This is a genomic window from Paraburkholderia tropica, from assembly GCF_014171495.1.
In the GTDB taxonomy this organism is placed as follows: domain Bacteria; phylum Pseudomonadota; class Gammaproteobacteria; order Burkholderiales; family Burkholderiaceae; genus Paraburkholderia; species Paraburkholderia tropica.
Genome location: NZ_CP049135.1, coordinates 1,177,656 through 1,199,854, shown reverse-complemented (window position 1 = coordinate 1,199,854; position 22,199 = coordinate 1,177,656). Strand labels below are relative to the sequence as shown.

The following is a 22,199-nucleotide window of genomic DNA, read 5'->3' as shown; positions in this document are numbered from 1 at the left end:
TGGCCGCTCCAGAATGGCATGAGAAGATGCAGGCGACCCCGCGAATCATGCGCAAACCCCAACGAGAACGCCCTTGGACCGTTTCCAGGAGATGCAGATCTTTACGCGCATCGTCGACCGCCGCAGCTTCACGCAGGCGGCCGAGGATCTGAACCTGCCGCGCGCCACCGTCACCAATTCGATCAAGCGCCTCGAGACCCGTCTCGGCGTGCGTCTGCTCGAACGCACCACGCGCCACGTGAAGCCCACGCACGACGGCGACGCCTACTATCAGCGCTGCACGCGCCTGCTCGCCGACCTCGAGGAAACCGAGGAAGCGTTCCGCGAGACCGATCCGCAAGGCCGTCTGCGCGTGAACATGCAGGAGACGCTCGCGCGCTACTTCGTGATGCCGCGTCTCGGGCAGTTTCTCGCGCGTTATCCGCGCGTGGAGCTGTTCATCGGCTCGGGCGATCATTTCGTCGATCTGGTGCGCGAGGGCATCGACTGCGTGCTGCGTGCGGGCGAGCTGGCCGATTCGTCGATGGTCGCGCGGCGCGTGGCGCTGCTCGAACAGGTAACGTGCGCGAGTCCGGCGTATCTGGAACGTCACGGCGATCCGGCGTCGATCGATGCGCTGCTCGACGGCCATCAGGCCGTCAACTATCTCTCGCCGGCCTCGGGGCGCGCGCATCCGCTCGAATTCGCGTTGCCCGACGGCGTGCGCAACATCACGCTGCCCGGACCGGTGGCGGTGAACGGCGCGGAGTTGTACACGGCGGGCGCGGTCGCGGGACTGGGGCTCGTGCAGGTGCCGCGCTATCGCGTGCGCGAGCAACTGGCCAACGGCGAGCTGTGCGTCGTGCTGGCGGACCAGCCGCCGCCGCCGATGCCGGTGTCGGTGCTGTATCCGCAAAGTCGGCAACTGGCGCTGCGCGTGCGCGCGTTCGCCGACTGGCTCGTGCAGGCGTTCGCCGGCGCGGGTTGAGGTCGAGGTGGCTTGACGCCGAAGCGCGTTGAAGTCGAAGCGGCGCCGCCGTGGCGATTCAGGTGCGCCGCGAAACCATGCCGGAGACGCGCTGCGCAGCTTGCTGAAGCGGATCGAGGAAGGTCTTGACCATCTGCTTCGCGCTCGTGCGCTGGGCGTTGCCACTGATGTTCATCGCGGCGATCACGCGGCCCTGGCGGTTGCGGATCGGCGCGGAAATCGAAATCAGCCCGCCTTCCAGTTCCTGATCGACGATCGCCCAGCCCTGCGCGCGCACCTGCGCGATGATCTTCTTGAGCTCGTCCTTGTCGGTGACGGTGCGCGGCGTGTGCGCATAGAGCGGCGAGGCGCCGAGCGTGGCGTCGAGCGCGTCGTCGTCGAGCGCGGCCAGCAGCACGCGGCCCATCGACGTGCAATAGGCGGGCAGGCGGCTGCCGATCGAGAGGTTGATCGTCATGATCTTGTGCGTGGGCACGCGCAGCACGTAGACGATTTCGGTGCGGTCGAGCACGGCCGCCGAGCAACTTTCGTGGACCGTGGCCGAGAGTTCTTCCATGACCGGCTCGGCCAGATTCCAGAACGGCATCGACGTGAGGTACGCGAAGCCGAGGTCGAGAATCTTGGGCGTGAGCCGGAACAGCCGGCCTTCGGCCTCGACGTAGCCGAGCGTCTGCAGCGTGAGCAGGATGCGGCGCGCGCCCGCGCGCGTGAGGCCGGTGGCGGCGGCGACGTCGGTGAGCGTCTGCTCGGGGTGCGCGGCGTTGAACGCCCGGATCACGGAGAGTCCGCGCGCGAACGACTGCACGTAGGAGTCGCCCGGCTTTTCGGGCGTGTCCGGCTGCTCGTCGGAACGGTCGGGCGAGGCGCTGGTGGCGGAAGTCATGGCGTCGTGGCGTCGGATCAAGGGCGGGAGGCGGCGCGTGGGTAACCCATCACGATAGCGCAAGCGCATTGTTTCGCCAACAGACATAGGGAAAAGCTGCGGCGGCTTGACGCGAGCATGCGGCACGTCCACGCATTTTATCCGTAGATTTGATTTAGCTCAATTTTTGAGCCGAATAAGCACATTGACGATATTTTCTTCGCGCGATATTGCGAAGTTTTTATCGGATAAATGCATTGCCGGCGTGATTAACTCGGCTAATTAAATCGACGCCGGTAATCGGGCGTTTTTTCCGAATTCAGGGCGAAACCGAATGGGTCGCATTCAGGCCGCGCCGGGTGGGCATCCGGCTCGCGTCGGGTGATTGCCTGGATGGCGTCGAGCGCCGTCTTTGCGCCCAGGCAGGCGGGCGCAGCCCCGCGCCCGCGCCGCCTTCAAGGCAAGAAAGCAAATTGAAAGATATTTGCGTCTTTCCGTCGCGCCTGGCCGGGCGAGATTTGTCGCATTTGATAAACCTTGGCGAGGATCAAATTTTCGAATAGTTCCTTTCCGTAGAATTTCGCCAAATACGATACGGGTGCATTTTGCATAGCGGTTTTATCGCGATGCGAATGTGTGAAGCGTCGAAAGTGGTTCAACGGAAAATCAGGCAATTATGAAGAGAAAGGCCTTCAAAAGGTGGTTAATCCCCTCGGCAGCGGGCTGCTCGTCTCCCTCGCGGGATGTAGCGGCAACATGGTTCTGCTCGATCCCAAGGGCAGCGTGGGCGTGGCCGAAAAAGAACTCATCGCCACGGCAACATGGGCCATGCTGCTCGTCGTGGTGCCCGTCATCCTGCTGACGCTCTACTTCGCCTGGCGCTATCGAGCGTCGAACCGCGACGCCACCTACGCACCCAAGTGGGCGCACTCCACCGCGATCGAAGTGGTGGTCTGGACCATTCCGGCCATCATCATCCTGTTCCTCGCCATCCTCACGTGGAAGACCACGCACGAGCTCGACCCCTACAAGCCGCTCGAGTCGAACACGAAGCCCATCAACGTCGAAGTCGTCGCGCTCGACTGGAAATGGCTGTTCATCTACCCGGACCTCGGCATCGCGTCGGTCAACCAGCTCGCCGTGCCGGTGGGTACGCCGGTGAACTTCCGCATCACGTCGGATTCGGTGATGAACTCGTTCTTCATCCCGCAACTGGGCACCCAGGTCTACGCGATGGCGGGCATGCAAACGCGCCTGCACCTGATCGCCGACCATGCGGGCGACTACGCGGGTATCTCGTCCAACTATAGCGGCCGGGGCTTCTCCGACATGAAGTTCCGCACGATCGCCACGAGCCAGCAGGACTTCGACGCGTGGGTCCAGAAGGTCAAGGCGTCGCGCGCCGACCTCACGATGGACCAGTACGCGAGCGTCGCGCAGCCGCAGGAAAAGGCGCCGGTGGCGTACTTCTCGACGGTCGACCCGAAGCTCTTCAACAACATCATCGCGAAGTACAACAACGGCCACGTCACGAATTTCAGTGACCCGTCGTGCGCGACCAAGGGGTAAGCAGGCATGTTCGGCAAACTTACATTAGAGGCGATTCCATTCGATCAGCCGATCATCATGGGCGCGGCCGCGTTCATGGCGCTGATCGTGCTCGCGGTGTTCGGCCTCGTCACCGTGACGGGCAAGTGGAAGTATCTGTGGAACGAGTGGTTCACGAGCGTGGACCACAAGCGCATCGGCGTGATGTACATGATCGTCGCCGTGCTCATGCTCGTGCGCGGCTTCGCCGACGCGGTCATGATGCGTATCCAGCAGGCGCTGGCGTTCGATGCGCCGGGCTATCTGCCGCCGCACCATTACGACCAGATCTTCACGGCGCACGGCGTCATCATGATCTTCTTCATGGCGATGGCGCTCATGGTCGGGCTGTTCAACATCGTGGTGCCGCTGCAGATCGGCGCGCGCGACGTGGCGTTCCCGTTCCTGAACTCGCTGTCGTTCTGGATGACGGCGATCGCCGCGATCCTCATGAACCTGTCGCTCGTGATCGGCGAGTTCGCACAGGTGGGCTGGCTCGCGTATCCGCCGCTGTCTGAGTTGCAATACAGTCCAGGCGTCGGGGTCGACTATTACATCTGGGCGTTGCAGCTCTCGGGCGTCGGCACGCTGATCACGGCGATCAACTTCTTCGTCACGATCATCAAGATGCGCGCGCCGGGCATGAGCCTGATGAAGATGCCGGTGTTCACGTGGACCGCGCTGTGCTCGAACGTGCTGATCATGGCAACATTCCCGATCCTCACGATCGCGCTCGCGCTGCTCGGCCTCGACCGCTACGTCGGCACGCACTTCTTCACGAATGACGGCGGCGGCAACCCGATGGTGTATCTGAACCTGATCTGGGCATGGGGCCACCCCGAGGTGTACATCCTCGTGCTGCCCGCGTTCGGTATCTATTCGGAAGTCATGGCCACGTTCTCGAAGAAGCCGCTGTTCGGCTACAAGACGATGGTCTACGCCTCGTGCGTCATCATGATTCTCGCGTTCCTCGTGTGGGCGCACCACTTCTTCACGATGGGCTCGGGCGCCGACGTCAACGCGTTCTTCGGCATCATGACCATGATCATCGCGATCCCAACGGGCGTGAAGATCTTCAACTGGCTGTTCACGATGTATCGCGGCCGCATCGAATTCACCGCACCCGTGCTGTGGACCATCGGCTTCATGGTCACCTTCTCGATCGGCGGCATGACCGGCGTGATGATGGCCATCCCGGGCGCGGACTTCGTGCTGCACAACTCGCTGTTCCTCGTGGCTCACTTCCACAACGCCATCATCGGCGGCGTGGTGTTCGGCTACCTCGCGGGCCTGCACTACTGGTTCCCGAAGGTGTTCGGCATCAAGCCCAACGAGAAGCTCGGCAAGGCGTCGTTCTGGTGCTGGTTCGTGGGTTTCTACGTGGCCTTCGTGCCGCTGTACGTGCTCGGCTTCATGGGCGCCACGCGCCGTCTGAACCACTACGACAATCCGGCATGGCATCCGCTGTTCATCGTGGCGGCCGTCGGTGTGGCGATCATCGCGCTGGGCGTGGTGTTCCAGGTGCTGCAATGGGTGATGGCGTTCGTGAACCGCAACAAGGCAGAATGCCAGGACGTCGATGGCGATCCGTGGGGCGCGCGCACGCTCGAATGGTCGATTTCGTCGCCGCCGCCGGTCTACAACTTCGCGGTCATCCCGCAGGTGCATGACATCGACGCCTTCACGCACATGAAGGAAACGGGTCGTGGCCTCGGTCTCGCGGCGAAGTACCAGGACATCCATATGCCGTCGAACACGGCGTCGGGTTTCCTGATCGGCATGTTCAGCCTGGTGCTGGGCTTCGCGGGCATCTGGCACATCACGTGGCTCGCCGTGCTCGCGCTCGTCGCCATCGTCGTGACGGTTGCGGTGCATAGCTTCGGCAAGCACGACGGCTACTACATTCCGGCCGCCAAGGTCCGCGAGATCGAAGAGAAGCGCCATCGCGCGGCGGTTGCCGCCGAGCGCGAAATGGAAGCGCTGGAGGCTTAAACGATGTTACAGAAAACTCATACGGCAACGCTCGCCGATCTCGATCACGACGATCATCCTCCTTCGAACTCGGTGTTCGGCTTCTGGGTGTACCTGATGACCGACTGCATTCTGTTCGCGTCGCTGTTCGCCACGTTCGGCGTGCTCGGCCATCAGTTTGCGGGCGGCCCCACGGGCAAGGACCTGTTCAAGATCGGCGATGTCGCGGTCGAAACGGCGGCACTGCTGCTGTCGAGCATCACCTACGGTTTCGCGATGCTCGCCGCGCACCGCCGCAAGAGCGGCGCGGTGCTCGGCTGGCTGGCGGTGACCTTCGTGCTCGGCCTGGCGTTCCTCGGGCTCGAACTCAACGAGTTCTCGCACCTGATCGCCGAAGGCGCGGGTCCGCAACGCAGCGCGTTCCTCTCGTCGTTCTTCGCGCTGGTGAGCACGCACGGTCTGCACGTGTTCTTCGGCCTCGTCTGGATGGTCGTGCTGATGGTGCAGGTGATGCGCCGTCCGCAACTCGACGATCAGGCGATCCGCCGTCTCACGTGCCTCAGCCTCTTCTGGCACTTTCTGGACGTGGTCTGGATCTGCGTGTTTTCTTTTGTCTACCTCGGGAGCGTGCTCTAAATGGCTCATCCTCAAGCAGAAGCCCATGGCAGCCTCAGCAGCTATGCAACCGGCTTCATTCTCTCGGTGCTGCTGACCGCCGGCGCGTTCGGCATCGTGCTGCACGGTTCGCTGGACGCCAGCACCGCCCTGATCGCAATCGCCGTGCTGGCCTTCGTGCAGGTCGTCGTCCACCTCGTGTTCTTCCTGCATCTGAACTTGTCGGGGCAGGGCTGGAACGTGTTGTCGCTCGCCTATACTGTGCTGGCCGCTGCGTTCCTGATCTTCGGCACGATCTGGGTCATGCATAACGTCAGCATGAACATGATGTCGCGCTAAGCGTCATCGCGCGCGCCTCGTCCGGCGCGCAGGCACTTCCCGCAACGGCCGCACAGTTCTTTGATCTGTGCGGCCGTTGCCGTTTTGTCTGCGCTTTATGGACCGGATGCGCGCTTGACACCCGCGCGCCGCGACGCCTATCATGGGCGCCAAATGTTCGATTATCGACCATGAGTTCGCATATCGAACATCACGCACGAGGACGTGCGCGTTCGATCCCTCCTTTTCGCCCGCGCAGTCCGTCTATCTCAATCAGCTTGACATGAGATTCGGGTCGAGCCGCCACGCTCGCGCCGGGATCGACAGGAGACTTCAATGACGGAAGCTTTCATCTGCGACGCGATTCGCACGCCGATCGGCCGCTATGCGGGCGCGCTTTCCCCGGTTCGTGCCGACGACCTCGGCGCCGTGCCCCTCAAGGCGCTCATGGAGCGCAACAAGGAAGTGGACTGGGCCGCGATCGACGACGTGATCTACGGCTGCGCGAACCAGGCCGGCGAGGACAACCGCAACGTCGCGCGTATGTCGTCGCTGCTGGCGGGCCTGCCGCAGGCCGTGCCGGGCTCGACCGTCAATCGTCTCTGCGGCTCGGGCATGGACGCCGTCGGCATCGCCGCGCGCGCGCTCAAGTCGGGCGAAGCGGGCCTGATGATCGCGGGCGGCGTGGAAAGCATGAGCCGCGCGCCGTTCGTCATGGGCAAGGCCGCGACCGCGTTCGCGCGCGACGCCGCCATCTACGACACGACCATCGGCTGGCGCTTCGTCAACAAGCTGATGAAGCAGCAATACGGCGTCGACTCGATGCCGGAAACGGCCGAAAACGTCGCGGTCGACTACAACATCAGCCGCGCCGATCAAGACGCCTTCGCGCTGCGCAGCCAGTTGAAGGCCGCGCGCGCCATCGCCGACGGCACGCTCGCGCAGGAAATCGTCTCGGTCTCGATCGCGCAGAAGAAGGGCGATCCGCTCGTGGTGTCGCGCGACGAGCATCCGCGTGAAACCACGCTCGAAGCGCTCGCGAAGCTCAAGGGCGTCGTGGGCCAGGACGGCTCGGTCACGGCCGGCAACGCCTCGGGCGTGAACGACGGCGCCTGCGCGCTGCTGCTCGCGAACGAAGAAAACGCCAGGCGCTTCGGCCTCACGCCGCGTGCACGCGTGCTCGGCATCGCCACCGCGGGCGTCGCGCCGCGCGTAATGGGCATCGGCCCGGCACCGGCCACGCAAAAGCTGCTCGCGCGTCTGAACATGACGATCGATCAGTTCGACGTGATCGAGCTCAATGAAGCGTTCGCTTCGCAAGGTCTTGCCGTGCTGCGCATGCTCGGCGTGGCCGACGACGACGCGCGCGTCAACCCGAACGGCGGCGCAATCGCGCTGGGCCACCCGCTCGGCATGAGCGGCGCGCGCCTTGTGACCACGGCGATGTATCAGTTGCATCGCACCAACGGCCGTTTCGCGCTGTGCACGATGTGTATCGGCGTCGGTCAGGGCATCGCCATCGCCATCGAGCGCATCTAAGCCGGCGGCTTCACGCGGCGATGTTTTAAAACAAGCCGCACCGCGCTAAGTGCGCCAAACCGCGAACCTTCGGGTTCGCGGTTTTTTTTCGTCCCGATTGTCCGCTGATTTGCGCGAAGTCCAATTCCTGGCGCTTGCCGGTCGTAGTCCTGCATCCAACACGAATACCCTGATACCGGACGCGGACAGTTACGACGCTCGTTCAGAAAGCCGCGCGTAAAATTGCCTCCACATCGGCGCGAGATCGCCGGTCGTAAGTTGGTCGCGGATAGATCGCATTCCCGTTGCATCGTGATTCAAACCCCGTCTTTCAAGGAGACCGCGGATGATGAAGGCAGCGACTTTGGCAGCAGCAATGGTGATGGGCGTGGCCGCCGGCCAGGCGGCGTGGGCGCAAAACGAGCAACCCGCGCAGCCCGATCAGGCGGGCGGACAAACGGCGCTGGCGGGCGCGGCGCAGGCGATCATCGCCAATGTGCCGCCGGTGCATCTGAAGGCGAAGATCGTCGGGATCGACCGTGCCGCGCGCGTGGTCACGCTGCGCGGTCCGCGCGGCAACGACGTGGATATCGCGCTCAGCCCGCAGGTCGGCAATTTCGATCAACTGAACGTGGGCGATACCGTCGACGTGCTCTACAAGAACGCGCTGCTCGTGACGGCGAATAAGGTGACCGGCAGCGACAAGGGCATCCGCAAGCGCGTGGATACCAACGTCTATCTGCCCGCTTCGTCGGGATACGACGCCGCGCGCCAGGTCGAGGTGCAGGCGACGGTGCAGCACATCAATGTGAAGAAGCGTGAGGTGACGCTGCGCGGCGCGTATCAGACGGTCACGCTCGAAGCGCCGTCGGATATCGATCTCAAGAGCCTGAAAGTGGGCGACATGGTGCACGCCGTGTTCGTGTCCGCTTACGCGACGCAGGTGACGCCGGTGGGCGCGTCCGAATAAGCGCGCGCATCGTCCGGCTTCGCAAAAGACAACGCCGGCGCACCGCGAGTGATCGCGATGCGCCGGCGTTTTTTACATCGGCGAGCACGTCGCGTCGAGCGGTGTCGACGCGACGCGCAGGCGGATTACATGCCCGCCATGCACAGATACTTGATGACGACGTAATCGTCCACGCCGTAGTGCGAGCCTTCGCGGCCGAGGCCCGATTGCTTCACGCCGCCGAACGGTGCGACTTCGTTCGAGATCAGGCCGGTGTTGATGCCGACCATGCCGTATTCGAGCGCTTCGGCCACGCGCCAGACGCGGCCGATGTCACGGCTGTAGAAGTAGGCGGCGAGGCCGAACTCGGTGTCGTTCGCCATCTTGATCACTTCCTCGTCCGACGAGAAGCGGAACAGCGGCGCGAGCGGGCCGAAGGTTTCGTCGCGCGCGACCTTCATCGCGGGCGTGACGCCCGTCAGGATAGTCGGCTCGAAGAAGCCGTGGCCGAGCGCGTGGCGCTTGCCGCCCGTCAGCACCTGCGCGCCCTTGCCGAGCGCGTCCTCGATATGCGATTCCACCTTCAGCACGGCCGCTTCGTTGATCAGCGGGCCTTGCGTCACGCCGTTCTCGGTGCCGAGGCCGACCTTGAGCTTTTCGACCGCGTCCTTGAGCTTCGCGGCGAACGTGTCGTACACGGCGTCGTGCACGTAGAAGCGGTTCGTGCAGACGCAGGTCTGGCCGCTGTTGCGGTACTTCGAGGCGATCGCGCCCGCGACGGCGGCGTCGATGTCGGCATCGTCGAACACGATGAACGGCGCGTTGCCGCCGAGTTCGAGCGAGACCTTCTTGACCGTCGAGGCGCACTGGCTCATCAGCAGGCGGCCGACCGGCGTCGAGCCCGTGAACGACAGCTTGCGCACGGTCGGATTGCTCGTCAGTTCGCCGCCGATGGCCTTCGGGTCGCCCGTGACGACGCTGAAGATGCCCGCGGGCACGCCCGCGCGTTCGGCCAGCACGGCCAGCGCGAGCGCCGAGAACGGCGTCGCTTCGGCGGGCTTGAGGACGATCGGGCAGCCGGCGGCGAGCGCGGGGCCGACCTTGCGCGTGATCATCGCGGCGGGGAAATTCCACGGCGTGATCGCGGCGCAGACGCCGATCGCTTCCTTCGTCACGACGAGGCGCTTGTCGTTGGCGACGGTCGGGATCGTATCGCCGTAAATGCGCTTGCCTTCTTCCGCGAACCATTCGAGGAACGAGGCGGCGTAGCCGATTTCGCCCTTCGCTTCGGCGAGCGGCTTGCCTTGTTCGGTCGTGAGGATCAGCGCGAGGTCGTCGGCGTTTTCCATCATCAGGTCATGCCACTTGCGCAGGATGACGCTGCGCTCCTTCGCGGTCTTCGCGCGCCACTTCGGCCACGCGGCGTTCGCGGCGGCGATCGCGCGGCGCGTTTCGGCGGCGCCCATGCGCGGCACCGTGCCGATCAGCGCGCCGGTGGCGGGGTTGGTCACGTCGAGCGTGGCGCCGTCTTCGGCGCCTTGCCATTCGCCGTTGATATAGGCCAGATTCTTCAGCAGCGATGCGTCTTTCAGGTTCATTCTGGAACTCCCGACAGGCTTCGATTCGTTTCGGTTTGACGTGGCTGGCGCGCGCGCGACGAATGCGCGCGGCGCACAACGACGAACGGCACAGCGGCAAGCGCCGGTGTGCCGTCAGGGGATGGCCCGCGCGCGGCGGGCCGGTGTTGCGATGTGAGGCGCGAGGTGCGAGGTGCGGGGCTTACGCCGGCACGCCCACGGCTTCCTTGATCGACTCTTCGAGGATCGCGAGCGCTTCGTCGAACACGTTGTCCTGGATCGTCAGCGGGAACAGGAAGCGCACGACGTTCGAGTACACGCCGCAAACCAGCAGCAGCAGGCCGCGGTTCAGCGCGGCGGTCTGCACGCGCTTCGTGAAGTCGGCGTCGGCGTCGCTCGTGCCCGGCTTGCAGAATTCGACGGCGTTCATCGCGCCCGGGCCGCGCACGTCGGCGATTTGCGGCACTTCCGCCTTCATCGCGTTGAGCTTGGCCTTGAGCTTGTCGCCGAGCTTCGTGGCGCGCTCGCAGAGCTTTTCTTCTTCGATGATCTCGATCACCGCGTGCGCCGACGCCACGGCCAGCGGGTTGCCCGCGTACGTGCCGCCGAGGCCGCCGGGCGCTGCCGCGTCCATGACTTCCGCGCGGCCGACCACGCCCGACAGCGGCATGCCGCCGGCCAGGCTCTTGGCGATCGTCATGAGGTCAGGCGTGACGTCGTAGTGTTCCATCGCGAACAGCTTGCCGGTGCGCGCGAAGCCCGTTTGCACTTCGTCGGCGATCAGCAGGATGCCGTGCGTGTCGCAGATCTTGCGCAGGCCGCGCACGAAGTCCGCCGGCGCCTGGTAGAAGCCGCCTTCGCCCTGAACCGGTTCGAAGATGATCGCGGCGACGCGCTTCGGATCGATGTCGGCCTTGAACAGCATCTCGATGTGCTTGAGCGAGTCGGCCGTGCTGATGCCGTGGACCGCGTTGGGGTACGGCGCGTGGTAGACGTCGGACGGGAACGGACCGAAGTTCAGCTTGTACGGCGCGACCTTGCCGGTGAGCGCCATGCCCATCATCGTGCGGCCGTGGAAACCGCCCGCGAAGGCGATCACGCCCGGACGGCCGGTCGAGGCGCGCGCGATCTTGACGGCGTTTTCGACGGCTTCCGCGCCGGTCGTGAAGAACGCGGCCTTCTTCGCGAAGCTGCCCGGTGCGCGCGCGGCGACCTTTTCGGCCAGCGAAACGTACGACTCGTACGGCACGATCTGGTAGGCGGTGTGCGTGAAGCGGTCGAGCTGCGCCTTGATGGCGGCGACGATCTTCGGATGGCGGTGGCCCGTGTTGCACACGGCGATGCCGGCGGCGAAGTCGATGACGCGGCGGCCTTCGACGTCCCACAGTTCCGCGTTTTCAGCGCGCTCGGCGTAGAAGTTGCACATGACGCCCACGCCGCGCGGCGTGATGGCGTCCTTGCGGCTCTGCAGATCGGCGTTCTTGCTCACGTTCATCTCCTTCACAAACTTCGGTTTTCGGATTGGTTGGTGGACCGGCAAGCAGTCCATGGCGCGACTATACTCACGTTTGGCTCTAAATTTCAGAGCCATTCAAATAAATTCATAGGAGCCAATTTCGATGCGTGCGAGTGTCTTGTCCGACTGGCTGGCCCAGCGGATCGAGCGCGGCAGCGGACAGCCCGTCTATCGCCAGTTGCACCGGCTGTTGCAGCAGGCGATCCTGTCGCGCGAGCTGCCCGCGGGCGCGCGCGTGCCGTCCTCGCGGCTGCTGGCGGCGGAATTGGGGATCGCGCGCAATACCGTGACGCAGGTCTACGAACAATTGGTGCTCGAAGGCTATGTGACCTCGGCGACCGGACGCGGCACCTTCGTCGCCGATACGTCCCCGGACGAGATCGTCGGCGCGGCGGAAATTGGCTCTGTCGATGGGCGAAAAAATGCGTCCCTGTCAGGAGCCGCGCGGATCGGCGGCGGGATTGCAACTAACAGCCCCGGCGTGCAGGGCGCGGCGGGGTTGGCCGGAGCGGGGAGCGAGGCGGATCGGCTGGCGGATCGCGGCGCGGCGGGTTCGGCAGGTTCGGCGGGTGCGGCAGGTTCGGCGGGTGCGGCAGGTTCGGCAGGTTCGGCAGGCCGAGGCGGTTCGATTGGCTCGGGCCACGCGCCGCTCGCCTCCGCGACGATTTCCGCAACCCACGCCGCAACCCACGCCGCAACCCACGTCGCAACCCACGCCGCAACGTCCCCCGAAACCTCATCGCCCATCCTGCCCGCGACCGCGCCTTTCCATCGTCCCGCCGCGCGCGCCTTGTCCACGCGCGGCGCGCGCCTGATCGCGGGCGCGGGCGTTTCGAAGCGCCAGGGCGGCGCGTTCATGCCCGGCGTCCCCGACGTCTCGCGCTTTCCCGCGCGCGTCTGGACGCGTCTGCACAACAAATACTGGCGCAGCCTGCGCCCCGATCTGCTGACCTACGCGCCGGGAGGCGGCCTCGCGCTGCTGCGTCACGTGCTCGCCGACTATCTGCGCACCTCGCGTTCGGTGCGCTGCTCGCCCGAGCAGATCATCATCACGACCGGCATCCACCAGTCGATCGACCTCGCGGTGCGGCTGCTGTCCGATCCCGGCGACACCATCTGGACCGAAGACCCCTGTTACTGGGGCGTGCGCAGCGTGCTGCACGTCTCGGGGCTGAAGGCGCGTCCGGTCGCCGTCGACAGCGAGGGTCTCAACCCGTCCGCCGCCGATTTCGCCGCGCCGCCGCCGAAGCTCATCCTCGTCACGCCGTCGCATCAATATCCGCTCGGCATGGTAATGAGCCTCGCGCGCCGCCGCATGTTGCTCGAGTACGCGCGCCAGCATCAATGCTGGATCATCGAGGACGATTACGACAGCGAATTCCGCTACGGCAGCCGGCCGCTCGCATCGCTGCAAGGGCTCGATACGGCGGGTCAGGTGATCTACGTGGGCAGCTTCGGCAAGACGCTGTTTCCGGGCTTGCGCGTCGGCTATCTGGTCGCGCCCGAACCGCTCGCCGAAAGCTTCGCCACCGCGAGCGCGGAGCTGTATCGCGAAGGGCAGTTGCTGCAGCAGGCCGTGCTGGCGGAGTTCATCGCCGAGGGGCATTTCACCTCGCATATCCGCAAGATGCGCGCGCTTTACGGCCAGCGGCGCCAGGCGCTGCTCGACGCCGCCACGCGCCGTTACGGCGACGCGCTGCCTGCGTTGGGCGGCGATGCGGGGCTGCACGTCGTCATGCAGTTGCCCGAAGGCAGCGACGACCGCGCCGTGGCCGAGGCCGCGCTCGCGCGCAACATCGTCGTGCGGCCCTTGTCGGGGTATTACTCGGCGCGCGAGCGTGCGGCGTCGGGCTTGCTGATCGGCTATGCGTGCGTGCCCGACGAGGACATCGCGCCCGCGTTCGACACGCTCGCCGAAGCCATCGACGCAACCTTGCCGACGTTCGCCTGAGCGCCGGGCGCGCGGGCGCCTTGCGGGTTGAAGGCGCGTTCAGAGCCGGATCAGCACCGCGCCGCAGGTGACGAGCGCGCACGCGATCATGCGGCGCGCCGTGAGCTGCTCCTTCATGAAGAGCCAGCCGATCAGCACCGCGAAGATCGACGACAGTTCGCGCAGCGCGGAGACCATCGCGATCGGCAGGAAGCGGAACGCTTCGATCACGAAGCAGTACGCGACGAGCGCGAGCACGCCCGCGAGCATGCCGCGCGCGACGGCGGCCTTCGACGTGAACATCTGCGCCGCGCCGCCGCGCAGTTTGCAGACAATCAGAAATTGCGGCACGTTCCAGAGCAGATACACCCACATGATGTAGCTGAGCGCGTTGCCGGCGGCGCGCGCGCCGAGTCCGTCGACGATCGAATAGACCGCGATGAACAGGCCCGTGAGCAGTGCGTACGGCACGCTTTCGCCCGAGAAGCGCATGCCGCGCCGGAACGCCAGCGACATGATGCCGAGCGACACCAGCACCACGCCCGTCGCGGCCACCGCGTGCAGTGCCTCGTGCGCGAACACCAGCGCGCCCGCTGAAATCAGCAAGGGCGAGAGTCCGCGCGCGATCGGGTAAATCTGGCCGAAGTCGCCGCTGCGATACGCGCGCACGAGCGTGAAGCAGTACGCGAGTTCGAGCACGGCGGACGCGGCAATATAGGGCCAGCTCGCGGCGTCGGGCAGCGGCAGCACGCACACCCCGATTGCGCTCACGATCACATACGGCACCGAGAACATCCCGAGCAGCCAGACGCGGTCGTTCGAGAGATGAAGGAAGGCATTCCAGCTCGCGTGCATGAGCGCCGAGAGCAAAACCAGCAGGACGACGAAACTGGCCATCGAGAGTGATCGCGGGTGAGGCGTTGGAAGGGAGCGCACGGAGAGGCAAAGTGCGACACGCTGTGACGAATGCCACAATTTGCCACAAAGCGATGCAAATCGCCGCAAGCCTCCCATTATTCCAGTGAATGCCGGGCGATGCCAGTGAATTGAAAGTGGCGTGTGGCGAGGGGCCGGAAAGCGCGACGCGAGCCGCGGAACGGGGGCTCGCGTCGAGAAGCGAGAAGGGATTTCAGCGCCCGGAAGCGCGCCGCTCAGATCACCCGCGCGCGCAGCCGCGCCGACACCAGATCGATGATCGTCACCACGGCCACGACCATGATCAGCACCGCGGAAGTCTGCTGATAGTCGAACGAGCGGATTTCCTCGTAGAGCACGACGCCGATGCCGCCCGCGCCGACCATCCCCACCACCATCGCCGAGCGCACGTTCGACTCGAAACGGTAGAGCGCGTAGGAGATCCACAGCGGCATGACTTGCGGCAGCACGCCGTAGATGATTTCGTCGAGCGGCGTGGCGCCGGTCGCGCGCACGCCTTCGGCGGGACGCGGATCGATGGCTTCGACGGCTTCCGCGAACAGCTTCGCGAGCACGCCGGTCGTGTGCACCCACAGCGCGAGCACGCCCGCGAACGGCCCGAGCCCGACCGCGACGATGAAGAGCATCGCGAACACCATCTCGTTGATGGCGCGGCATGCGTCCATCAGCCGGCGCACCGGATGCAGCACCCAGGCCGGCGCGAGATTGTGCGCCGACATTAGCCCGCACGGCACCGCGCAGACGATCGCGAGCGCCGTGCCCCAGAGCGCGACCGCGATGGTCACCCACATCTCGTGCACGTAGGTGCGCCACTCGTGGAAGTCGGGCGGAAAGAAGCCTTCCGCGAAGGTGCCCATGTTGGCCGAATCGGAGAGCAGGTCGAGCGGGCGCATGTCCGCGCCGCGCCACGCCGCGCCGAGCAGCATCAGCACCAGCGCCCACAGCACGAGCGAGGACCAGCTGCGCTTGCTGGCGGCGGCTTGCAAGCGCGCTTTCGTATCAGCGTTCTGGGCGTTCTGCGCAGCAAGCGGCGAGGCGTCGAAGTCCATCGCGCCCATCACGGTTTCGCCGGGGCGTTGAGCGCGCCGATCTTCGCGTCGATGGCCGCGATCTGGCTCTTGCGGTCGTCGTCGGAGAGATGGGTGTCGGCGGCGATCTTCTGCTTCTGCTGGAACAGCGCGATCTGGCGGATCGGCAGCAGTTGCTCGTCGCTCGACGGCGCGAAGCCCGCGTAGCCCGTGATATCGGCCATGATTTTCTTCTCGCGCGGATCGGTCTTCGCGTAGTGATAGAAGAAGTCGCGCAGCTTCTGTTTGGTCGCTTCGGGCAAATCCTTGCGCATCACGAGCGGATCGGACGGAATCAGCGGCGAGGTCCACAGCACGCGTACTTCCTTGAATCGATCCGGATGCTTGCGCGCCAGCGTGGCCAGTTCCATCGTGTTGTTGGTGGCGATATCGACCTTGTTGTTCACCACGGCGAGCAGGTTCGCTTCATGGCTCGACGGCAGCACGGTCTTGAACGTGGTCGCGTTCACGGGCAGATTGCGCTGCGCGAACAGGTAATAGCCCGGCACCAGCGAGCCCGACGTGGAATTCGGATCGCCCCAGCCCAGCGTGAGATCCTTAGGATTCTTGAATACGTCGTCGAGCGTCTTCACGCGACTGTTCACGTTGGTGATCAGCACCGATTTGTAGCCGGTGTCGCCGTTCGCGTAGAGCACCTTCGCGAACACTTCGCCGTTCGAGCGGTCCACGGCTTCCATCGCCGAGGCATTGCCGAAATAGCCGATCTGCACCTTGTTGAAGCGCATCGCTTCGATAATGCCCGAATAGTCGGTGGCGAAGAACGCATTCACGTGCAGGCCCGTCTGACGATTCAGATCGTCGATGAACGGTTGCCAGCGCTGCTTGAGGACTGCTGACGAATCGGTCGAAATAATGCCGAAGCTCAGGTCGTCGGCGCGAGCGGCCGATGCGCCGAGCGCGGCGAAGGCCACGGCGCCGGCGGCGCAGCAGGAAAGCAGGGCACGGATCAGTTTCATGTGAGAGGCGGTCCGGTTCGTTGGGGAAGAGACAACGTTTGCGTGCGATGCGGTGAAGCAGGCTAGGCCGCCGTCGGCTGCGCGCCGAAATGCTGCGTGTGCGCTTGCATCAGTGATTGTTCGAGCGGCTGTTCCAGCGACTGATCGTGCGCGCCATCCGCGTCGCGCAATTCGCGCGCGGCGCTGCCATAGAGCTTTTGCAGCAACTCGGGCGTGAGCGCGGCGGACGGCCCGTCGTAGACCACGCGGCCGTCGCGCAGCGCGACCGTGCGCGGGCAATACTGCATGGCGATATCCACCTGATGCAGCGACACCACCACCGTAAGCCCGTGATTGCGATTGAGCATGCGCAGCATGTCCATCACGCGGCGCGACGATTCGGGGTCGAGCGAGGCGATCGGCTCGTCGGCGAGAATCAGGCGCGCGCGCTGCACCAGCGCACGCGCGAGCGCGGCGCGCTGCTGCTGGCCGCCCGAGAGATTCGCGGCACGCTCGTACGCTTTATCGGCGATGCCCACTTCCGCAAGCGCCGCAATCGACAGTTCGCGTTCGCTGCGCGGAAAGCGGCCCGTGAGACGCCGCCACAGCGGCAGGCGCGCGAGCGCGCCGATCAGCACGTTGGTCTCGACGGTCAAACGATGCACGAGATTGAATTGCTGAAACACGAAGCCGACGTCGCGGCGAATGCGGCGCACTTCGCGCACGATGCGTCCGTCCTGCTGGATCGGGCGGCCGAGAATCTCGATGCGCGAAGGCTGCGCATCGGCGGCGACGAAGCCCGCGATATGGCGCAGCAAAGTCGATTTGCCCGATCCCGACGCGCCGATCAGCGCGACCATTTCTCCCGTGCCCACGCGCAGGTTGATTTCGTCGAGCGCCTTGCGCTGCGGTCCAAAAGTCTTCGACAGTCGTTCGATTCGAATTGCGTCCATTTGCGCGCTCATGTCAGCGTCCTGCCTGATTCATCCGACGAGTGGGAGACGTACGCGTCCCGTGCTCGAGTCGGGGACATTCTAGGAAGCGACTATGACGGTTGAGTGAAGGCATCGCGACGTCTAGACGACTACACAACTGAAAACGCGTCGAATGAAGCCAGCAAGTCGAAGTGATGACATCTGTGTGACGTCTCGCACATGTCACGCGATCTGCCGCATGAAAAGGCTATATTGTTGGCAAACGCATGTGCTGTCCCCGGTTTTCGAATGCCGCGCTGTTTCCCTTGAACCGAACGAGCGACGACTTGCGCCGCCATGCAGGCACTGAGCTTCCTTCCTGACAGCTTCGCCGAATACGAGGACCTGAAAACGCTCCTCGACGCGGGCTCGCCCTGGTTCGACATCCGCAGCGCGGGCGAGGTCGAGGTGCGCGGGCGGCCGTTTTCGCTCTACGTGGCGGCCGTGGGCTCGCGCGATCCGCACGCGCCGGCGATCGGTTTTTTCGGCGGCATTCACGGGCTCGAGCGCATCGGCTCGCAGCTCGTGCTCGATTACATGCGCGCGCTCGTGGGCCGTCTCGCGTGGGACGAATTGCTGATGCGCCAGCTCGAATCGGTGCGGCTCGTGATGATGCCCATCGTCAACCCCGGCGGCATGTGGCTCGCCACGCGCGCCAATCCGAACGGCGTCGATCTGATGCGCAACGCGCCGCAGGACGCCGACGAGCGCGTGCCTTTTCTCGCCGGCGGCCAGCGCGTGGGATCGTGGCTGCCGTGGTATCGCGGACGGCGCGGCGCGATGATGGAAACCGAAGCCTCGGCGCTGCTCAAGGTCGTCGACGAGGAACTGACGAACCGGCCGCTCGCGTTCGCGCTCGATTGTCATTCGGGTTACGGCTGGAGCGACAGCATCTGGTTTCCGTACGCGCGCACGCGCCAGCTCATGCGTCATCTGCCTGAAATGTACGTGCTGAAAACCCTGTTCGAGCGCGCGCATCCGCATCACGGTTACACGTTCGAGCCGCAGAGCCATCAATATCTGCTGCACGGCGATCTGTGGGATTGCGCGTACGATCGCGCGCCCGCCGAGAATGTGTTTCTGCCGCTCACGCTCGAACTCGGTTCGTGGCTGTGGATCAAGAAAAATCCGCGCCAGATTTTTTCGCGCCAGGGCATCTTCAATCCGGTGATGCAGCATCGCACCGCGCGCGTGCTGCGGCGTCACGCCAATCTGTTCGATTTCCTCACGCGCGCCGCGTATTCGTGCGAGCGCTGGCTGCCCGAAGGCGTCGCGCGGCAGCAGGTGCTGCAAAGCGCGATCGGACACTGGTATCAGCGGCCCGGCGTATGAGCGCGCACTCGAATCCGGACCCGAATCCGGACCCGAACCCGAACGCGAATCCGTCGCCGTGGATTTTGCTGCGCGGCCTTACGCGCGAATCGCGTCATTGGGGCGCGTTCGCGTCGCTGCTCGAAGCGCGTTGCGGCGCCGTGCTGCCCGTCGATCTTCCCGGCAACGGCACGCGTCATCACGCGATCTCGCCGCTCGAAGTGAGCGAATACGTCGACGCCGTGCGCCGCGAGCTTCAGCGCGCGCTCGGGCAGGGCGACGGCGCGCCGCCGTACCGCGTGCTGGCGATGTCGCTCGGCGGCATGGTCGCGACGGCGTGGGCGCTGCGCTATCCGGCCGAGATCGCGCGACTCGTGCTGGTGAACACGAGCATGCGGCCGTTTAGCCGCTTCGACGAACGACTGCGGCCCGCCGCGTGGCCCGCGCTGCTGCACGCGGCGCAGCACTGGCGCGGGCGCGACCGCATCGGCGTGGCCGAGACGCGCATTCATGCCGCGACGTGCGCGCGCCGCGATACGCTCGCCGCCGACCTCGACACCTGGCGCGCGATCCGCGCGAGCGCGCCGGTGAGCCGCGCGAACGCGCTGCGCCAGCTGTGGGCCGCCGCGCGGTTTTCGGCGCACGGCGTGCCGCGTTGCGAGGTGCTGGTGGCGTCGTCGCGTGCGGATCGACTGGTGAATCCCGTGTGTTCGGCGCGGCTCGCGCAGGCGTGGGACGCGCGCCATCTCGAGCATCCGTGGGCGGGCCACGATCTGCCGCACGACGACCCGCACTGGCTCATCGATGCGATCTGCGCGAGCGAACCGGCGAGCGAACCCGCGAGCGCCGCGACCGATGCGCCAGCGCACGTCGATACGCGAGCCGATGCGGCCGCCGATCCGCGAACCGATCCGCGAACCGATCCGGCCGCCGCCCCGGACGGCCCAGCATCGCCGGCGTGACGATTGCCCCATAATAGGGACGTTTCGTCAGCATATTCAGGAAGACTCCCCGCCATGAACGACACCGTCCGCACTTCATCGGGCAGCGCCGCGCCGCGTCTCACGAGCCTTTCGCACGGCGGCGGCTGCGGCTGCAAGATCGCGCCGGGCGTGCTCTCCGCGCTGCTCGCGCGCAGCACGCCGCTCACGGCTGCGTTTCCCAATCTGCTCGTCGGCACCGAGACGGCCGACGACGCCGCCGTCTACAAGCTCAACGACGAGCAGGCCATCGTCGCGACCACCGACTTCTTCATGCCGATCGTCGACGATCCGTACGACTTCGGCCGCATCGCCGCGACCAATGCGCTGTCCGACGTCTACGCGATGGGCGGCAAGCCGATCCTCGCGCTCGCGCTGGTCGGCATGCCGATCAACGTGTTGCCGCACGACGTCATCGCGCAGGTGCTGCGCGGCGGCGAGGACGTCTGCGCGGCGGCGGGCATTCCCGTCGCGGGCGGGCATTCGATCGATTCCGTCGAGCCGATTTACGGGCTCGCGGCGCTCGGCGTCGTGCATCCGTCGCGCGTGAAGCGCAACGCCTCGGCGCGCGCGGGCGACGTGCTCGTGCTCGGCAAGCCGCTCGGCGTGGGCGTGCTCTCGGCGGCGCTCAAGAAGGACCTGCTCGACGCGGCCGGTTATCAGGCGATGGTCGCCGCCGCCACGATGCTCAACCGGCCGGGCGCGGCGCTCGCCGAACTCGACGACGTCCACGCGATGACCGACGTGACCGGCTTCGGCTTGCTCGGCCACACGCTCGAAATCGCGCGCGGCGCGAGTCTCACGGCGCGCGTGCGTTACGCCGATCTGCCGTGGCTGCCGGGCGTCGAGGCGTTTGTCGATCAGGGCGTCTTCACGGGCGCGTCGGGCCGCAACTGGGCGTCGTACGGCGAGGGCGTGACGCTCGCGCCGAGCCTGCCGGAAAGCGCGCGCACGCTGCTCACCGATCCGCAAACCTCGGGCGGTCTGCTGGTCGCCTGCGCGCCCGAGCGCGTGGACGACGTGCTCGCGCTGTTCCACCAGGACGGTTTCGCGGATGCCCGCGTGATCGGCGAACTGGACGAAGGCCCTGCTCGCGTCGAGGTCGTATGAGCGCGGAGTCGCCGAAAGCCATTTTCTACGCGCTCGCCGCGAACGCGGGCATCGCCGTCTGCAAGTACGCGGCGGCGGCGTTCACGGGCTCCGGCTCGATGTTCGCCGAAGCGATTCACTCGACCGCCGACTGCGGCAATCAGCTGTTGCTGCTGTTCGGCCTGCGCCAGTCGCGCGAACCACCTTCGCCGCTGCATCCGATGGGCTCGGGCCGCGCGATCAACTTCTATTCGCTGCTGGTCGCGCTGCTGCTGTTCTTCGTGGGCGGCGCGTTTTCCGTGTATGAGGGCGTGCACCGGCTGTTCACGCGCGAGCCGCTGCAATACGTGTATGTGGCGCTCGCGGTGCTCGGCGTGTCGGTCGTGCTGGAGGCGCTCTCGCTGTATGGCGCGATGCGCGAGATTCGCGCGGGCAATCCGGGCAAGCCGCTGTGGCGATGGTTCCGCGAAACGCGCGATTCGGACCTGCTGGTCGTGGCGGGCGAGGACGTCGCCGCGCTCGCGGGTCTCGCGATTGCGTTCGTCGCGGTGCTGCTGACGGTGATCACCGGCAATCCCGTGTGGGACGCGTGCGGCTCGATCTGCATCGGCTTTCTGCTGATGACGATCGCGTGGCTCGTCGCGCGCGAAGTGAAGTCGATGATCGTGGGCGAGTCGGCGAGTCCGGAAATGCGGCGCGACATCGAAACGTTTCTGCGCGCGCGGCCCGAGATTCGCCACATCATGAACGTCATCACCCTGCAATGGGGCAAGGAGATCGTCGTGGCCGTGCAGGCCGAGATGATCGACTACGAACACAGCCGCACGATGGTCGAAGCGATCAACGAGATCGAAGCGGATTTGCAGGCGCGTTTCCCGCAGGTGCGCTGGGTGTTCTTCGAGCCGGACTTCGTGAATCGTTAAATCGTGATCGGTCGTCAGCCGACAAGCTGACGATCCGGCAATCCCCGAACGGGCCGCCGCTCCTGGAGCGCGGCCCGTTTTTCTTGTCGATGCGCGGATGAGGCGCGCTGTCGCGTGCGTCGTCGATTTAAGAATCGTCCTATTTTGCGTTGT

The 22,199-nt window shown here is 65.5% G+C and carries 19 protein-coding genes and 1 pseudogene; 13 read left to right on the top strand and 7 right to left on the bottom strand.

Annotated elements, in window-relative coordinates:
• The first annotated feature begins 73 nt into the window (after window positions 1-73).
• Window positions 74-967 carry a LysR family transcriptional regulator gene (locus tag G5S35_RS20150; protein ID WP_183038907.1) on the top strand — a complete coding sequence of 298 codons (894 nt, stop codon included), beginning with the start codon at window positions 74-76 and terminating at the stop codon, window positions 965-967.
• 58 nt (window positions 968-1,025) lie between these two features.
• On the opposite strand, the gene G5S35_RS20145 is transcribed toward G5S35_RS20150, so the two are convergent.
• Complete coding sequence (locus tag G5S35_RS20145) at window positions 1,026-1,850, bottom strand: IclR family transcriptional regulator (protein ID WP_074981269.1); 825 nt, start codon at window positions 1,848-1,850, stop codon at window positions 1,026-1,028.
• A gap of 735 nt (window positions 1,851-2,585) precedes the next feature.
• On the opposite strand from G5S35_RS20145, the gene cyoA reads away from it, so the two are divergent.
• From cyoA to G5S35_RS20115, 6 genes are all read left to right on the top strand, one after another.
• The gene (gene cyoA, locus G5S35_RS20140; RefSeq protein WP_237181457.1) at window positions 2,586-3,398 is read left to right on the top strand and encodes a ubiquinol oxidase subunit II; all 813 of its coding nucleotides are present in this window, start codon (window positions 2,586-2,588) and stop codon (window positions 3,396-3,398) included.
• Window positions 3,399-3,404: 6 nt separating this feature from the next.
• A complete protein-coding gene (gene cyoB / locus G5S35_RS20135; protein ID WP_065057634.1) occupies window positions 3,405-5,408 on the top strand; it encodes a cytochrome o ubiquinol oxidase subunit I in 2,004 nt (667 codons plus the stop codon).
• A 3-nt stretch (window positions 5,409-5,411) separates the two neighbouring features.
• Window positions 5,412-6,023, top strand: coding sequence for a cytochrome o ubiquinol oxidase subunit III (gene cyoC / locus G5S35_RS20130; RefSeq protein ID WP_065057635.1), 612 nt, complete (start codon window positions 5,412-5,414; stop codon window positions 6,021-6,023).
• Window positions 6,024-6,341, top strand: coding sequence for a cytochrome o ubiquinol oxidase subunit IV (gene cyoD, locus G5S35_RS20125; RefSeq protein ID WP_183038905.1), 318 nt, complete (start codon window positions 6,024-6,026; stop codon window positions 6,339-6,341).
• Between the two features lie 315 nt (window positions 6,342-6,656).
• Window positions 6,657-7,859: a 3-oxoadipyl-CoA thiolase gene (gene pcaF, locus G5S35_RS20120; RefSeq protein WP_065057637.1), complete on the top strand. Its 1,203-nt coding sequence runs from the start codon at window positions 6,657-6,659 to the stop codon at window positions 7,857-7,859.
• Between the two features lie 328 nt (window positions 7,860-8,187).
• Window positions 8,188-8,808 (top strand): hypothetical protein, encoded by a 621-nt coding sequence (locus tag G5S35_RS20115; RefSeq protein ID WP_065057727.1) that lies wholly within the window; start codon window positions 8,188-8,190, stop codon window positions 8,806-8,808.
• 125 nt (window positions 8,809-8,933) lie between these two features.
• Here the strand turns inward: G5S35_RS20115 and gabD are convergent, their stop codons facing one another.
• Complete coding sequence (gene gabD / locus G5S35_RS20110; RefSeq protein WP_065057638.1) at window positions 8,934-10,385, bottom strand: NADP-dependent succinate-semialdehyde dehydrogenase; 1,452 nt, start codon at window positions 10,383-10,385, stop codon at window positions 8,934-8,936.
• A gap of 181 nt (window positions 10,386-10,566) precedes the next feature.
• Window positions 10,567-11,859, bottom strand: coding sequence for a 4-aminobutyrate--2-oxoglutarate transaminase (gene gabT, locus G5S35_RS20105; RefSeq protein WP_065057639.1), 1,293 nt, complete (start codon window positions 11,857-11,859; stop codon window positions 10,567-10,569).
• A gap of 124 nt (window positions 11,860-11,983) precedes the next feature.
• Between gabT and G5S35_RS40300 the strand changes: the two are divergent.
• Together G5S35_RS40300 and pdxR are read left to right on the top strand one after the other, a co-directional pair.
• Window positions 11,984-12,178: pseudogene (locus tag G5S35_RS40300) on the top strand (GntR family transcriptional regulator); the annotation flags it as partial.
• Window positions 12,152-13,831 carry a MocR-like pyridoxine biosynthesis transcription factor PdxR gene (gene pdxR / locus G5S35_RS39515; protein ID WP_420874534.1) on the top strand — a complete coding sequence of 560 codons (1,680 nt, stop codon included), beginning with the start codon at window positions 12,152-12,154 and terminating at the stop codon, window positions 13,829-13,831. The pseudogene G5S35_RS40300 and the gene pdxR, both read left to right, overlap by 27 nt.
• Window positions 13,832-13,870: 39 nt before the next feature.
• Here the strand turns inward: pdxR and G5S35_RS20090 are convergent, their stop codons facing one another.
• From G5S35_RS20090 to phnC, 4 genes are all read right to left on the bottom strand, one after another.
• Window positions 13,871-14,707, bottom strand: coding sequence for an EamA family transporter (locus G5S35_RS20090; protein WP_074981272.1), 837 nt, complete (start codon window positions 14,705-14,707; stop codon window positions 13,871-13,873).
• Window positions 14,708-14,961: 254 nt separating this feature from the next.
• Window positions 14,962-15,672 carry a phosphonate ABC transporter, permease protein PhnE gene (gene phnE, locus G5S35_RS20085; protein WP_234775126.1) on the bottom strand — a complete coding sequence of 237 codons (711 nt, stop codon included), beginning with the start codon at window positions 15,670-15,672 and terminating at the stop codon, window positions 14,962-14,964.
• A 131-nt stretch (window positions 15,673-15,803) separates the two neighbouring features.
• Window positions 15,804-16,790, bottom strand: coding sequence for a phosphonate ABC transporter substrate-binding protein (gene phnD / locus G5S35_RS20080; protein ID WP_110325933.1), 987 nt, complete (start codon window positions 16,788-16,790; stop codon window positions 15,804-15,806).
• 62 nt (window positions 16,791-16,852) lie between these two features.
• Entirely contained in the window at window positions 16,853-17,734 is an 882-nt protein-coding gene (gene phnC / locus G5S35_RS20075) for a phosphonate ABC transporter ATP-binding protein (protein ID WP_173816920.1), read from the bottom strand.
• A 306-nt stretch (window positions 17,735-18,040) separates the two neighbouring features.
• Between phnC and G5S35_RS20070 the strand changes: the two genes are divergently transcribed.
• Genes G5S35_RS20070 through G5S35_RS20055 form a run of 4 tightly spaced genes read left to right on the top strand, consistent with a single transcriptional unit; the run spans window position 18,041 to window position 22,046 of the window.
• Entirely contained in the window at window positions 18,041-19,075 is a 1,035-nt protein-coding gene (locus G5S35_RS20070) for a M14 family zinc carboxypeptidase (RefSeq protein WP_183038904.1), read from the top strand.
• The gene (locus G5S35_RS20065; protein ID WP_065057643.1) at window positions 19,072-20,016 is read left to right on the top strand and encodes an alpha/beta fold hydrolase; all 945 of its coding nucleotides are present in this window, start codon (window positions 19,072-19,074) and stop codon (window positions 20,014-20,016) included. The genes G5S35_RS20070 and G5S35_RS20065 overlap by 4 nt, the downstream gene beginning before the upstream one ends.
• A 54-nt stretch (window positions 20,017-20,070) precedes the next feature.
• Entirely contained in the window at window positions 20,071-21,144 is a 1,074-nt protein-coding gene (selD, locus tag G5S35_RS20060; RefSeq protein ID WP_065057644.1) for a selenide, water dikinase SelD, read from the top strand.
• Window positions 21,141-22,046 (top strand): cation diffusion facilitator family transporter, encoded by a 906-nt coding sequence (locus tag G5S35_RS20055; RefSeq protein ID WP_065057645.1) that lies wholly within the window; start codon window positions 21,141-21,143, stop codon window positions 22,044-22,046. The genes selD and G5S35_RS20055 overlap by 4 nt, the downstream gene beginning before the upstream one ends.
• The last annotated feature ends 153 nt before the right edge of the window (window positions 22,047-22,199 follow it).